The organism is Streptomyces sp. NPDC002588 (assembly GCF_040295925.1).
Taxonomy (GTDB): domain Bacteria; phylum Actinomycetota; class Actinomycetes; order Streptomycetales; family Streptomycetaceae; genus Streptomyces.
Genome location: NZ_JBEOWF010000014.1, coordinates 40,472 through 53,740, shown reverse-complemented (window position 1 = coordinate 53,740; position 13,269 = coordinate 40,472). Strand labels below are relative to the sequence as shown.

13 protein-coding genes and 1 tRNA gene are annotated in these 13,269 nt (G+C 70.0%); 6 read left to right on the top strand and 8 right to left on the bottom strand.

Annotated features, from left to right (window positions below; genetic code table 11):
• The first annotated feature begins 58 nt into the window (after positions 1–58).
• From ABT057_RS17850 to ABT057_RS17825, 6 genes are all read left to right on the top strand, one after another.
• Positions 59–1,039: an ABC transporter ATP-binding protein gene (locus ABT057_RS17850; protein ID WP_352344141.1), complete on the top strand. Its 981-nt coding sequence runs from the start codon at positions 59–61 to the stop codon at positions 1,037–1,039.
• Entirely contained in the window at positions 1,029–1,937 is a 909-nt protein-coding gene (locus tag ABT057_RS17845) for an ABC transporter permease (protein WP_352344000.1), read from the top strand. Before ABT057_RS17850 ends, ABT057_RS17845 begins: the two co-directional genes overlap by 11 nt.
• Positions 1,934–2,845: an ABC transporter ATP-binding protein gene (locus ABT057_RS17840; protein ID WP_352343999.1), complete on the top strand. Its 912-nt coding sequence runs from the start codon at positions 1,934–1,936 to the stop codon at positions 2,843–2,845. Before ABT057_RS17845 ends, ABT057_RS17840 begins: the two co-directional genes overlap by 4 nt.
• Positions 2,846–2,855: 10 nt before the next feature.
• Positions 2,856–3,575 carry an ABC transporter permease subunit gene (locus ABT057_RS17835; protein WP_352343998.1) on the top strand — a complete coding sequence of 240 codons (720 nt, stop codon included), beginning with the start codon at positions 2,856–2,858 and terminating at the stop codon, positions 3,573–3,575.
• 95 nt (positions 3,576–3,670) lie between these two features.
• The gene (locus ABT057_RS17830; protein ID WP_352343997.1) at positions 3,671–3,913 is read left to right on the top strand and encodes an SGM_3592 family protein; all 243 of its coding nucleotides are present in this window, start codon (positions 3,671–3,673) and stop codon (positions 3,911–3,913) included.
• Positions 3,914–4,149: 236 nt separating this feature from the next.
• Positions 4,150–4,254 (top strand) — tRNA-OTHER (locus ABT057_RS17825).
• 34 nt (positions 4,255–4,288) lie between these two features.
• On the opposite strand, the gene ABT057_RS17820 is transcribed toward ABT057_RS17825, so the two are convergent.
• From ABT057_RS17820 to ABT057_RS17785, 8 genes are all read right to left on the bottom strand, one after another.
• Positions 4,289–5,107 (bottom strand): HAD family hydrolase, encoded by an 819-nt coding sequence (locus ABT057_RS17820; protein ID WP_352343996.1) that lies wholly within the window; start codon positions 5,105–5,107, stop codon positions 4,289–4,291.
• Positions 5,104–6,381, bottom strand: coding sequence for a serine--tRNA ligase (serS, locus tag ABT057_RS17815; RefSeq protein ID WP_352343995.1), 1,278 nt, complete (start codon positions 6,379–6,381; stop codon positions 5,104–5,106). Before serS ends, ABT057_RS17820 begins: the two co-directional genes overlap by 4 nt.
• A gap of 575 nt (positions 6,382–6,956) precedes the next feature.
• Entirely contained in the window at positions 6,957–7,892 is a 936-nt protein-coding gene (gene pheA, locus ABT057_RS17810) for a prephenate dehydratase (protein ID WP_352343994.1), read from the bottom strand.
• 51 nt (positions 7,893–7,943) lie between these two features.
• On the bottom strand, positions 7,944–9,227 hold the full coding sequence (gene efeB, locus ABT057_RS17805) for an iron uptake transporter deferrochelatase/peroxidase subunit (RefSeq protein ID WP_352343993.1): 1,284 nt from the start codon (positions 9,225–9,227) through the stop codon (positions 7,944–7,946).
• Positions 9,228–9,235: 8 nt separating this feature from the next.
• Positions 9,236–11,203, bottom strand: a complete 1,968-nt coding sequence (locus tag ABT057_RS17800; RefSeq protein WP_352343992.1) for a copper resistance CopC/CopD family protein — start codon at positions 11,201–11,203, stop codon at positions 9,236–9,238.
• 13 nt (positions 11,204–11,216) lie between these two features.
• Positions 11,217–11,669, bottom strand: coding sequence for a copper chaperone PCu(A)C (locus ABT057_RS17795; protein WP_352343991.1), 453 nt, complete (start codon positions 11,667–11,669; stop codon positions 11,217–11,219).
• Positions 11,666–12,322, bottom strand: a complete 657-nt coding sequence (locus tag ABT057_RS17790) for an SCO family protein (protein WP_352343990.1) — start codon at positions 12,320–12,322, stop codon at positions 11,666–11,668. The genes ABT057_RS17795 and ABT057_RS17790 overlap by 4 nt, the downstream gene beginning before the upstream one ends.
• Before the next feature lie 122 nt (positions 12,323–12,444).
• A complete protein-coding gene (locus tag ABT057_RS17785; RefSeq protein ID WP_352344140.1) occupies positions 12,445–13,200 on the bottom strand; it encodes a YcnI family copper-binding membrane protein in 756 nt (251 codons plus the stop codon).
• Positions 13,201–13,269 lie beyond the last annotated feature (69 nt).

Below are 13,269 nucleotides of genomic sequence, written 5' to 3'. Positions count from 1 at the left end.
ACGGCTCTCAGGTCTGACGAACTTCGTGGCGTGCGTCACTAAATTCATAGCCGTGACTGTGATCGCGACCGAAAGCCTGAGCAAGCGGTTCCCCCGGGTGACCGCGCTCGACCGGCTGTCCATGGACATCGGACCCGGTGTGACCGGACTTGTCGGTGCCAACGGCGCCGGCAAGTCCACGCTCATCAAGATCCTGCTGGGTCTCTCGCCCGCCACCGAGGGCAGCGCCGAGGTGCTCGGCCTCGACGTGGCCACCAAGGGCGCCACCATCCGCGAGCGGGTCGGCTACATGCCGGAACACGACTGCCTGCCGCCCGACGTCTCGGCCACCGAGTTCGTCGTGCACATGGCCCGTATGTCCGGCCTGCCGCCCACCGCCGCCCGCGAGCGCACCGCGGACACCCTGCGCCATGTCGGGCTGTACGAGGAGCGCTACCGCCCCATAGGCGGCTACTCCACCGGCATGAAGCAGCGCGTGAAACTCGCCCAGGCGCTGGTGCACGACCCGCAGCTGGTCTTCCTGGACGAGCCGACCAACGGCCTCGACCCGGTCGGCCGCGACGAGATGCTCGGCCTGATCCGCCGCATCCACACCGACTTCGGCATCTCGGTCCTGGTCACCTCCCATCTCCTCGGCGAGCTCGAGCGCACCTGCGACCACGTCGTCGTCATCGACGGCGGCAAGCTTCTGCGTTCCAGCTCCACCACCGACTTCACCCAGACCACCACCACCCTCGCGATCGAGGTCACCGACACCGACACCCACCCGGACGGCACCCGCGCCGTCCGCGAGGCCCTCCAGGCGCGCGGTGTCGACGTGGTGGACTCCGGCGGCGGTCTGCCGGGCGCGGGCCACATCCTGCTGCTCACCGCACAGGGCGACGACACCTACGACGTCGTCCGGGACGTGGTCGCCGACCTCGGCCTCGGCCTGGTCCGTATGGAACAGCGCAGGCACCACATCTCCGAGGTCTTCAAGGACAGCGACGACAACGACCGTGACGAGCAGCGGAAGGAGGCCGTCGGCCATGGCAGTTGAGCACCCGGTCACCGCCCCCTCGGGCGACCAGACCCGCATCCACAACATCGGCTACCGCAGCTACGACGGCCCCCGCCTCGGCCGCGCCTACGCCCGCCGCTCCCTGTACTCGCAGTCGCTGCGCGGCGCCTACGGCCTCGGCCGCTCGGTGAAGTCCAAGGTGCTGCCCATGCTGCTGTTCGTGGTGATGTGCGTGCCCGCGGCCATCATGGTCGCCGTCGCGGTCGCCACGAAGGCCAAGGAACTCCCCCTGGACTACACGCGCTACGCGATCGTCATGCAGGCCGTCATCAGCCTGTACGTCGCCTCGCAGGCTCCCCAGTCCGTCTCCCGCGATCTGCGCTTCAAGACCGTCCCGCTGTACTTCTCGCGGCCCATCGAGACCGCGGACTACGTGCGCGCCAAGTTCGCGGCGCTGGCCTCGGCGCTGTTCATCCTCACCGCCGCCCCTCTGCTCGTGCTCTACGTCGGCGCGTTGCTGGCCAAGCTCGACTTCGCCGACCAGACCGAGGGATTCGGTCAGGGACTCCTCTCCGTGGCACTTCTCTCGCTGTTCTTCGCCGGCCTCGGCCTGGTCATCGCCTCGATCACCCCGCGCCGCGGCTTCGGTATCGCGGCCGTCATCGCCGTCCTGACCATCTCCTACGGCGCGGTCTCCACCCTCCAGGGCATCGCCGACGCCCAGGACAGCGGCGGCGCGATCGCCTGGATCGGCCTGTTCTCGCCGGTCACACTCATCGACGGAGTGCAGTCCGCGTTCCTGGGCGCCAACTCGGCCTTCCCGGGCGGCATAGGGCCCTCCAAGGGCGAAGGAGCGGTGTTCCTCCTGGTCGTCCTCGGACTGACAGCCGCCAGCTACGGCCTCCTGATGCGCCGCTACCGGAAGGTGGGTCTGTGACCACACTCAGCATCGACCACGTCTCCCGCTGGTTCGGCAACGTGGTCGCCGTCAACGACATCACCATGACCATCGGCCCCGGAGTCACCGGCCTGCTCGGCCCCAACGGCGCCGGAAAGTCCACCCTCATCAACATGATGGGCGGCTTCCTGGCCCCTTCCACCGGCACGGTCACCCTCGACGGACAGCAGGTCTGGCGCAACGAGTCGATCTACAAGCACATCGGCATCGTCCCCGAGCGCGAGGCGATGTACGACTTCCTCACCGGCCGTGAATTCGTCGTCGCCAACGCCGAGTTGCACGGACTCGGGGACAAGGCCGCCCAGCGCGCCCTGGCCACGGTCGAGATGGAGTACGCGCAGGACCGGAAGATCTCCACGTACTCCAAGGGCATGCGGCAGCGCGTGAAGATGGCGAGCGCCCTCGTCCACGAGCCGTCGCTGCTCCTGCTGGACGAACCCTTCAACGGCATGGACCCGCGGCAGCGCATGCAGCTGATGGACCTGCTGCGGCGCATGGGCGACGAGGGCCGCACCGTGCTGTTCTCCTCGCACATCCTCGAAGAGGTCGAACAGCTCGCCTGGCACATCGAGGTCGTCGTCGCCGGACGGCACGCGGCCAGCGGCGACTTCCGCAAGATCCGCCGTCTGATGACCGACCGTCCGCACCGCTACCTGGTGCGCTCCAGCGACGACCGCACCCTCGCGGCCGCGCTGATCGCCGACCCGTCGACCTCCGGCATCGAAGTCGACCTGGCGGAGGGCGCCCTGCGCATCCAGGCCGTCGACTTCGGCCGCTTCACCACGCTGCTGCCGAGGGTCGCCAGGGACCACGGCATCCGGCTGCTGGCGGTCTCGCCGTCGGACGAGTCCCTCGAGTCCGTGTTCTCGTACCTGGTCGCGGCGTAGGAGGCCCAAGATGTACGACCCCACCGTCGCCCGGCTCACCTACCGGGCCCTGCTCGGCCGCCGTCGGGCCCTCATCCTGGGCGCCCTGCCCCTGCTGCTGATCGCGATCTCCGCCGTGGTGCGGGGTCTCGCGCACGCCGACGACCAGACGGCCGCCGACCTGCTGGGCGGGCTCGCGCTCGCCACCATGGTGCCGATCATCGGCGTCATCGCGGGCACCGGCGCGATCGGCCCCGAGATCGACGACGGCTCCGTGGTGTACCTGCTGTCCAAGCCGCTGAAGCGGCCCACGATCATCTTCACCAAGCTGATCGTGGCGATAGCCGTCACCATGGTCTTCTCGGCCCTGCCCACGCTGATCGCCGGGTTCATCCTCAACAACAACGGCCAGCAGATCGCCGTCGCCTACACCGTAGCGGCCCTGGTCGCCTCCATCGCCTACGCGGCGCTCTTCCTGCTGCTGGGCACGGTGTCGCGGCACGCGGTGGTCTTCGGCCTCGTCTACGCCCTGATCTGGGAGGCCCTGTTCGGCTCCCTGGTGCCGGGGGCCCGCACCCTCAGCGTCCAGCAGTGGTCGCTGGCCGTCGCCCACAAGGTGGCCGGCGGTGACCTGGTGACGTCGGACGTCGGACTGACGACGGCCACGGTGTTCCTGGTCGCGGTGACCGTCCTGGCCACCTGGTACGCCGGGCAGAAGCTGCGGGCGCTGACGCTCGCGGGCGAGGAGTAGACGAAGGACGGGTGCGGGCCGTCGTGACTTCTTGACGGCGGCTTCACCCCTCCCCGGGCACACTGGGCAAGGCGGATACGGCTGGGAGGACCGGGATGGCGGAGGACATACCGTTGAGCGACGGTCGTGGACGGTCCGGGGACGAGGTCTGGGACGGCCTCGTCCTGGACGAGGACTTCGTGAGGGCCGCCGAGACCTCCGAACCGTCCGCGCGGGCCCGGATGCTGGCCGCGCGGTGGCGGGCGGAGGATCCCGAGCCGCAGCCGTGGCGCTCGGACGAGCCGCCCGCGGGCTGGTTCTTCAGCAAGGCCCGCCGCCGCAGGTGGCGCCGCCGGTAGCAGGCACCGGGGAATCCCTCCCCTACGGCCGTTTTATTCGGTGGCGTCCAACTCGTCCCCCGGGCACAGTGGTTGCCGTACACCACGTGTACAGCACAGACCGGGAGAGGAGCGGGGCGATGTCCATGCACGGCAGTCCGTCCGGCTCCCGACAGGGCAGTCGGCTGTTCGCCTGAGAGCTGCCCGGGGCGGCCGCTTCGAGCACGCGATGTCGCTCTCGCGTGGGCCGCCCACCCGGAGGATTGGCCGAGCGGTAAGGCACTGGCTTGCGCTGTCCTCGATCGACAGCGAGTCAAGGTCGGGTGTGAAAGCCCGCGCACGTTCGATCCGTGCATCCTCCGCGAGACGTTGTCACCGGGACCGCTCCGGTGACCGTCAGCCCAGCAGCCGTTCCACCACCACCGCGATGCCGTCCTCCTCGTTGGACGACGTCACCTCGTCCGCCACGGCCTTCAGCTCCTCGTGGGCGTTGGCCATGGCCACGCTCCGGGATGCCCAGGCGAACATCGGGATGTCGTTGGGCATGTCACCGAAGGCGATCGTGTCGGCGGCCTTGAAGCCCAGCCGACGGGCCGCCAGGGAGAGACCCGTGGCCTTGGTGAGGCCGAGGGGGAGCAGCTCCACGATGCCCTCGCCGGCCATCGCGACGGTGACGAAGCCGCCCGCGGCCCGACGGGCAGCCTCCGCCAGCTCGTCGTCCGAGAGCGCCGGATGCTGTATGTAGATCTTGTTCAGTGGCGCAGCCCAGAGGTCGGACACGTCCGTGAAGGGTGTCGACGGGAGCTTGCCGGTGACCGCGTACCCGGGGCCGATCAGTATCTCGCCGTCCAGGCCGTCCCGGCTCGCCGCCAGGTACAGCGGGCCGACCTCCGCCTCGATCTTCGCGAGGGCCACCCCGGCCAGCCGGCGGTCCAGGGTCACCGACGTCAGCAGGCGGTGCTCGCCGAAGTCGTACACCTGCGCGCCCTGGCCGCAGACCGCGAGGCCCCGGTAGCCGAGGTCGTCGAGGATGTGCCGGGTCCAGGGAGCCGAGCGGCCCGTGACGACGATGTGCGCGGCGCCCGCCGCGGTGGCCGCGTCGAGGGCGTCACGGGTGCGCCGCGAGACCGACTCGTCGGAGCGCAGGAGCGTTCCGTCGAGGTCGGTCGCGATCAGCTGGTACGGGAATCCGCCGGTGGTGGACGCGCTGCTCACTTGGCGGCCGGCTCCAGGACCTCCCGGCCGCCGAGGTACGGGCGCAGCACCTCGGGCACGCGCACGGAACCGTCGGCCTGCTGATGGTTCTCGAGGATCGCCACGATCGTGCGCGGGACGGCGCACAGCGTGCCGTTCAGAGTCGCCAGGGGGCGTACGGTCTTCCCCTCGCGGACCCGGATCGACAGGCGGCGGGACTGGAACTCGGTGCAGTCCGAGGTCGAGGTCAGTTCGCGGTACTTGCCCTGGGTCGGGATCCAGGCCTCGCAGTCGAACTTGCGGGCGGCCGAGGCGCCGAGGTCACCGGTGGCGACGTCGATCACGCGGAACGGCAGCTCCAGCGAGGTCAGCCACTGCTTCTCCCACTCCAGCAGGCGCTGGTGCTCGGCCTGGGAGTCCTCGGGCGCGACGTAGGAGAACATCTCCACCTTGTCGAACTGGTGGACGCGGAAGATGCCCTTGGTGTCCTTGCCGTGCGAGCCGGCCTCGCGGCGGAAGCACGGGGAGAAACCGGCGTAGCGCAGCGGAAGCCGCTCAGCGTCGATGATCTCGTCCATGTGGTACGCGGCGAGCGGGACCTCGGAGGTGCCGACCAGGTAGAGGTCGTCGTTGGCGAGGTGGTAGACGTCCTGGGCCGCCTGTCCGAGGAAGCCGGTGCCCGCCATCGACTGCGGGCGGACCAGGGCCGGGGTGAGCATCGGCGTGAAACCGGCCGCCGTGGCCTGCGCGATCGCCGCGTTGACCAGGGCCAGCTCCAGCAGGGCGCCGACGCCGGTCAGGAAGTAGAAGCGGGAGCCGGAGACCTTGGCGCCGCGCTCGACGTCGATCGCGCCGAGGAGCTGTCCGAGCTCGAGGTGGTCCCTGGGCTCGAAGCCCTCGGCGCCGAAGTCGCGGATCGTGCCGTGCGTCTCCCGCGTGACGAAGTCCTCCTCGCCGCCGACGGGCACGTCGGGGTGGACGAGGTTGCCGAGCCGCAGAAGCAGTTCCTGGGTCTCGGTGTCGGCCGCGTCGCGCTCGGCGTCGGCGGTCTTGACGTCGGCCGCGAGCTGGCCTGCCTTCTTCAGCAGCTCGGCCTTCTCGTCCGCGGAGGCCTTGGGGATCAGCTTGCCGAGCGACTTCTGCTCGGCGCGCAGTTCGTCGAAGCGGACGCCGGACGACCTGCGCCGCTCGTCGGCGGAGAGGAGGGAGTCGACGAGCGCGACGTCCTCTCCACGGGCGCGCTGGGACGCGCGCACACGGTCGGGGTCCTCACGGAGCAGGCGAAGGTCAATCACACGGTCAAGGCTACCGGTGCCGGGTTGCCGCTCACGACTCACTATCCCGAACCGTGTGCCGAACATCCTGAATCATGGCTTACGTTCAGTTATGAGGCAATTGCCGCCTGTGTCAATGAAAGGTGTCTCACTCCCTGGGACGGGGCATGTGACAGGCGTCTCGTTGACTCGATTTCCTTGTGGAGAGCGGGACTTGGGGGGCGAGTTGTCCACAGGGATCCACACCCCGAGTGAGTTATCCACAGGGTGTGCGAAAGACCTGTGGACATCGGAATCGATCATTTCGAGGCCGGTCCGAGGGGAGGCGAATTCCTCGACCGAACCCACCTCGCGTCCGCTTTCGGGTGGAAAAGGGTCGCCCCAAAGGGTTGTTCGAAGGAAACGGGTGGACGAAGGGTGACATGCGGGTGGACGGCCGCCCCGAGGGGCCGTAGGCCGATTTGTCGACTGAGTGGCACTTCGTTGTCGACTTGTCCCCAGGTCGAGAAGCCTCCCTGTGGATAACTTCTGTGGATAACGAAGATATGCAGGTAGGACTGCCCGGAACCCGGCCGGGACCCCGCCCGCTCGCTGGTCTAGAACCGGCCGTCCTGGCAGCGCGCCACCCAGTCCGCGGCTGCCGCGAACTCCCCGTCCGAGGTCCCGGCCGTCGGAGCGGGCAGGTCCCCGGCGGCGGTCACGTCCGCGCGCGGGTACGAACCGAGGAACCGCACATCGCGGCAGATCCGCTTCAGGCCCATCAACGCCTCCGCCACCCGGCGGTCGGAGATGTGACCCTCGGCGTCGATGCAGAAGCAGTAGTTGCCGATGCCGGCGCCGGTCGGCCGGGACTGCAGCAGCATGAGGTTGATACCGCGGGTGGCGAACTCGCCGAGCAGGTCGCGCAGCCCACCGGGGTGATCGTCGCGCTGCCACAGCACGACCGACGTCTTGTCCCCGCCGGTCGGCGCCGCGGGCCGCGCGGGCCTGCCCACCAGCACGAACCGGGTCTGGGCGTTCTCGGCGTCGTGGATACCCGACTCCAGGACCGTGAGCCCGTACCGGGCGGCCGCGAACTCGCCCGCGAAGGCGGCGTCGTAGCGGCCCTCCTGGACCAGCCGGGCGGCGTCCGCGTTCGAGGCGGCCGACTCCCAGACGGCGTCCGGGAGGTTCGCCTTGAGCCAGTTGCGCACCTGCGGCTGGGCGGCCGGATGCGCGGAGACCGTCTTGATGTCCGACAGCTCGGTGTCGGGGCGCACCAGCAGCGCGAAGGTGATCGACAGCAGCACCTCGCGGTAGATCATCAGCGGCGCGCCCGCGACCAGCTCGTCGAGGGTCGTGGTGATGCCGCCCTCGACGGAGTTCTCGATCGGAACGAACGCCGCCTCGGCCTCGCCGGCGCGGACCGCGTCGAGCGCCGACTGCACCGACACATAAGGGATCAGCTGCCGGGTGGCGGTCTCCGGAAGCGTACGCAGCGCGACCTCCGTGAAGGTGCCCTCGGGACCGAGATACGCATAGCTGGCTGGCATGACCTCACCCTAATGGCCCTCGGAAGCTCAGGACCCTGGAAAGGGACTGCCTCACCCTTCCAGCAACGCCTGCCCCACGTAGTCCCCCTCCGCGGCCCCGCCCGGGACCGCGAACAGGCCGCTGGACTCGTGGCGGATGTACCGGGAGAGGGCGTCGCCGCGGTCCAGCTTGCGCTGCACGGTGACGAAGCCGCGCAGCGGGTCCGCCTGCCAGCAGACGAACAGCAGGCCCGCGTCCGGAGTGCCGTCAGCGTCGATGCCGTCGTGGAAGGAGAACGGCCGTCGCAGCATGGCCGCGCCGCCGTTCTGGTCGGGGCGGGTGATCCGGGCGTGCGCGTTGAGCGGGACGACCAGATCGCCCTTCGCGTCGGTCTTCTCCAGGTCCATAGCGGTCGTCTCGGAGCCCCCGGACAGCGGTGCCCCGTTGGCCTTCCGGCGTCCGATGACCTGCTCCTGGGCGTGGAGCGACAGCTTCTCCCAGTCGTCGAGGAGCATGCGGATGCGGCGTACGACGGCGTAGGAGCCGTTCGCCATCCACGCCGGGTCCTTCGTGCTGCCCGCCGGGACGAAGATGCGCTCGTCGAAGTCGGATTCGCTCGGCTTGGGATTACGGGTGCCGTCCATCTGACCCATCAGATTGCGGGCCGTCATGGGATGGGCCGTCGCGCCCGGTGTCCGGTTGAAGCCGTTCATCTGCCAGCGGACCTTCGCCGCGCTGCCCGTGTCCTTCTGGATCGCACGCAGGGCGTGGAAGGCCACCAGGGCGTCGTTCGCGCCGATCTGCACCCACAGATCACCGTTGCTGCGGGCCTTGTCGAGATGGTCGGAGGAGAAGTCCGGCAGCGGGTCCAGGGCGACCGGGCGCTGCTTCTCCAGACCGGTACGGGCGAAGAAGCTGTTCCCGAAGCCGAAGGTGATCGTCAGCGAGGACGGACCGGCGTCCCGGGCGACATCAGTGTCGTCGTTCGGGGCCGCCTCGCCCGCCATCAGCCGCCGCGCCGTCTCCGACCAGCGGCGCAGCAGCGCGGCGGCCTCCTTCCGCGCCGCTCCGGCCGCGAGGTCGAAGGCGACGAGATGGCCGCGCGCCTGAAGGCCCTCGGTGATGCCGGGCTGATGTTTCACGTGAAACCGCGCCTGCCCGGCTCCGATCGAGGACAGCGGCGTCGCCTCGGCCGGTGCCGCCGCGTAACCCGCCGTGGCGCCCGCCGCGCCGAGCACGAGCCCGGTGGCACCGGTGGTGCCGAGCAGCATGCGCCGCGTCACACCCTTGCGTGCCGAGGGCTCGTCCGGCGCGATGTCCGGCGTGGGGGCCTGGGGAATGGTCTGGTCGGACATGGTGCGGTTCAGCCGATCTGCGCGTTCTTGGAGACGGTCACCTGGTCGATGTCGGAGGTCCGCACGGTCACGGCGATCTTCCACTCGCCGGCCATGGGGATCTGCACGCCCTTCGCCGCCCAGTGCCCGGTGGCGATGTGGTCGGGGCTGACGGGCAGCGGACCGATGCTCTTGGACTCGAGGGTGAAGGCGACCTTGACCTCGGGGACGTCGAAGGCGCGTCCGTTGGGCCGGGTCACATAGACATGCATCTCGTTGGCGCCGACGCCCGCGGGGTCGAGGTCGACACTGACGATGCCCTTGCCGTCGGTGCCTCCGGTGTCGAAGGACATGTCGAGGGTCAGCGCGCTCGAGGTGCCGTCCGAGGCGCCGGCCGAGGAGGACCCCGCGGAGGAGGAGGCCGAGGTCTTCTTGGCGGCCGCCTCCAGCTCCGTTCGGCCTGGTTCGGTCGACGTCAGCGCGGTCGTGACGGCAAGCAGCACGACGGCCACGACGGCCTCGGCGAGCACCGAGCGGCGCAGTCCGGAGCGGCCCGGGTCACCGTCACGCAGCCGCTTCTCCCGCGTGGCGTCGACGGCGGCCTGCTGCCGGGCGAGCTGGGTGGCCCGCTTGCTGTCCCCGGAGGCCGCCTTGGCGCCGCCGTCGCCGGTGCCCGCGGCAGCCGTGACGCGCTCCTTCTCCGGAGCTTCCTCCCGTACGTCCTCCTCGGTCTCCTCGGTCTCCCCGGCACGCGCGGCGGCCACCGCCGTGTCCGCCAGCCGCGAGGTCCACCGGCGGGAGATCCACGCGATGCCGACGAGCAGGGCGACCAGTCCGATCTTGACGAGGAGGAGCCGGCCGTAACGGGTCTCGGTGAAGGCCGACCAGGAGCCGAGCTGGCGCCAGGACTGGTAGACGCCCGTCGCGACCAGGGCGACGACGCTGCCGAAGGCGACCTGGGAGAAGCGATGGACGGCCCCGGCCTCGACGGGCCGGTCGGCGGGCGCCCGGAAGAGGGCGACGAGCAGTGCGGCGAGCCCGCCCAGCCAGCCGGCGACCGCCAGCAGATGGAGGACGTCGACGGGCATCGCGATGCCCGGCTGCAGCCCGGTCGAGGCGTGCTCGGCCATCGCCCAGCTCGCCGCGAGGCCCGCGGCCACGACGGTCCCGCCGATCGCCAGCCCGAAGGTCAGATCCCGCTTCTCCTCGCCCTCCCGCTTGTCGTAGGCGCCGAAGAGGACGGCGATGAACAGCGCGGCCGCGGCGAGCAGCAGCAGCCGGGAGACGAGGGCGGCGCCCGTCTTGGTCTGCAGGACCTGCCCGAGCAGTTCCAGGTCGAAGATGTCGCCGACCTTCCCGGAACGGGTGTAGGAGCCGCGCAGGAGCAGTAGGAACAGGGTGGCCGCGGTCATCGCGAGCCAGCCGGAGACCACCAGCCGCTGCAGCGCGCGCACCCCGGTGCCGCGCTGCCAGCAGGCCAGGACGAAGGCGCCGCCGCCCACCATCACGATGAACCCGGCGTACGACACGTACCGTCCGAAGCCGTAGAGCCAGCCGACGATGCCGCCGCCGGCCGTCTGGTCGGACACCGAGACGCTGGTCTTGGAGGGGGAGCCGATGGAGAAGGTGAAGGCGCCGGCGACGGGGTGGCTGTCGGCGGAGACGACCTGGTAGGTCACGGTGTAGGTGCCGTCGGGCAGCCCCGAGTGCAGTGGGACGGCGTACGACGTACCGCTGGTGTTGGACGGTTTGCCGTCGTCGACCCGGGCGCCCTTGGGGTCGAGGACGCGCAGCGAGTCGTCGTTCATGGAGACGGTCTCGGAGAAGGTCAGCGTCACCTGGGTGGGCGCCTTGTCGACCACCACCCCCTGTGCGGGGTCGCTGCCGGTCAGCGCGGCGTGTGCGGAGGCCGGTGCGGCGCCGGCCAGGAGCGCGCCGGCGACCGCCAGGAACAGCAGCACGAACATCCGGACGCGGGGGGCGATGGTCTGCGTCAAGGTGGTCCCTCCCTCAGTGGCCGGTTTTAGGGGTGTACACGGCCGACTCCACCGGGATCTCGACCTTCACCGGGCCGGACTCGGCGAAGTGCAGTTCGACGGCGACCTTCTCGCCCTGCACCGGCTTGCGCTTCAGCTTCTCGAACATCAGGTGGTTACCGCCGCTCTTGAACACGAGTTGACCGTGTGCGGGGACATCGAGGGAGGCGACCTGCTCCATCGCGGACCCGACGGTCTCGTGCAGGGTGACACTGCCCGCGGCGGCGCTGGTGACGGACGTCAGCTCGTCCTTCGCGCCGCCCTTGTTGACGATGGTGAGGAAGCCCGCTGCCATGGTGTCGGAGACCGGCTGCGGTATGTAGGCGGACTCGACGGACAGTTCGGCCGCGCCGTCGGAACCGGAACCGCAGCCCGTCAGGAGGAGCACCCCGCAGAGTACGGCGGTGCTCCCGGCGAGGCACCTCACGGGTTCTGCCCCTTGACGATCTTGGGGAGGTCCTTGATGTAGTCGTCGACCGTGGCGTCCTCGCCGTACAGCAGGTAACCGCCGTCCGTCTTGGGGGAGAAGGCGATGACCTGGGTGCCGTGGGTGGAGACGATCTTGCCGTTCTTGTCCTTGTGCGGGGCCTCGACGGAGATGCCGAGACTGCGCGCGGCGGCCTGGATGGTGGCGAACTTGCCGGACAGCCCGACGACCTGGGGGTCGATGCCCTTGAGCCACTTGCCGAGCGCGGCCGGGGTGTCCCGGTCGGGGTCGGTGGTGACGAACACCACGCGCAACTTGTCCTGGTCCGCCTTGGACAGCTGCTTCTTGGCGACGGCGATGTTGTTCATCGTCAGCGGGCAGACGTCGGGGCAGTTGGTGTAGCCGAAGTAGATCAGCGTGGGGTGGCCGGCGGTCTCCTTGCGGAGGTCGTACGACTTGCCCTGGGTGTCGGTGAGGACCAGGTCCGGCTTGGTGAAGGGCTGGTCCAGCACGGTCGCGGCCTGCTGCTTGCCGCCCTCCTCGGCCACGGCGGCGACGGAGTTGTCGGTGCCGCCGTCCCCGCTGGAGCACGCGGTGAGGGTGAGGGTGGCGGCGGCGAGCAGCGCGGCCGCGGCGTACGTCTTCTTGCGCATAGAAAAATGTCCCAGATGTGTGAAATCCGGCGCGCACCGGGGGTGTACGGACCAGGTGTACGGGCTGGCGGAGCCGTACGAGGCCGGTGCACGGCCCCCGGTGCGCGGCACGGACGTGCGGGTCAGGCGTCGGAGGTGGTCCGACGGCGGCCGGCGAGCACCCCGTAGGCCACGCCCGCGGCGCCGACGACGATGCCGACCACGCCGAGGACACGGGCGGTGGTGTCGGTGCCGTCGGAGGAGCCGGCGGAGGCCTCGGTCGTCGAGGCGGTGGCCTCGGCGCCGTCGGAGGACTTGTCGGAGACCTCCTCGGCGGTCGAGGTGCCGTGGTGGTCGCCCTCGGAGGCGGCGGCCAGGGTGAGCACGGGCGCCGGGTTCTCCGGCTCCTCCGCGCCGTCCTCCTGCACCTCGATCCAGCGCACGACCTCCTTGTCGGAGTACGTCTGGACGGCCTTGAAGACGAGTGCGTCGGCGTCCTCGGGAAGCGCGCCTACGGACACCGGGAACTTCTGGAAGAAGCCGACCTCGATGCCCTTGCCGGTGGCGGTCCACGTGATCTTGGAGACGGCCTCGGAGATCTGCTGGCCGTGCACCTCGATGGGCTTGTCGAGCTTGGCCTTGGTGACCTGGATCTTCCAGCCGCTGATCGGCTCCGGCATCGCGGAGGCCAGCGGGTGGTCGGTGGGGAAGTTCACCTCGACCTTGCTGGTCCGGGCGTCGTCGCGCTCGTTGGGAACCTTGAAGTCGACGACCGCGTAACCGCCCTTGGCGGCCGTGCCCTCCGCCTGCACGGAGACGTGCGCGAGGGCGGGCGAGGACAGGCCGAGGACGGCGAGGCCGGCGACAGCGGTGGCGGCGGCGAGACGGGAAACCTTCATGGAAGCGAGCACTCCACTCTGAGCGAGGTCGACGGTGAGGAGGGGCGTGGCCACGAACGTGACCACGCG

Coding starts and splice junctions, on each gene's coding strand:
- ABT057_RS17835 (WP_352343998.1), top strand. CDS start 2,856: ATGTACGACCCCACCGTCGCCCGGCTCACCTACCGGGCCCTGCTCGGC.
- ABT057_RS17830 (WP_352343997.1), top strand. CDS start 3,671: ATGGCGGAGGACATACCGTTGAGCGACGGTCGTGGACGGTCCGGGGAC.
- efeB (WP_352343993.1), bottom strand. CDS start 9,227: ATGTCCGACCAGACCATTCCCCAGGCCCCCACGCCGGACATCGCGCCG.
- ABT057_RS17845 (WP_352344000.1), top strand. CDS start 1,029: ATGGCAGTTGAGCACCCGGTCACCGCCCCCTCGGGCGACCAGACCCGC.
- ABT057_RS17790 (WP_352343990.1), bottom strand. CDS start 12,322: ATGCGCAAGAAGACGTACGCCGCGGCCGCGCTGCTCGCCGCCGCCACC.
- ABT057_RS17785 (WP_352344140.1), bottom strand. CDS start 13,200: ATGAAGGTTTCCCGTCTCGCCGCCGCCACCGCTGTCGCCGGCCTCGCC.
- pheA (WP_352343994.1), bottom strand. CDS start 7,892: ATGCCAGCCAGCTATGCGTATCTCGGTCCCGAGGGCACCTTCACGGAG.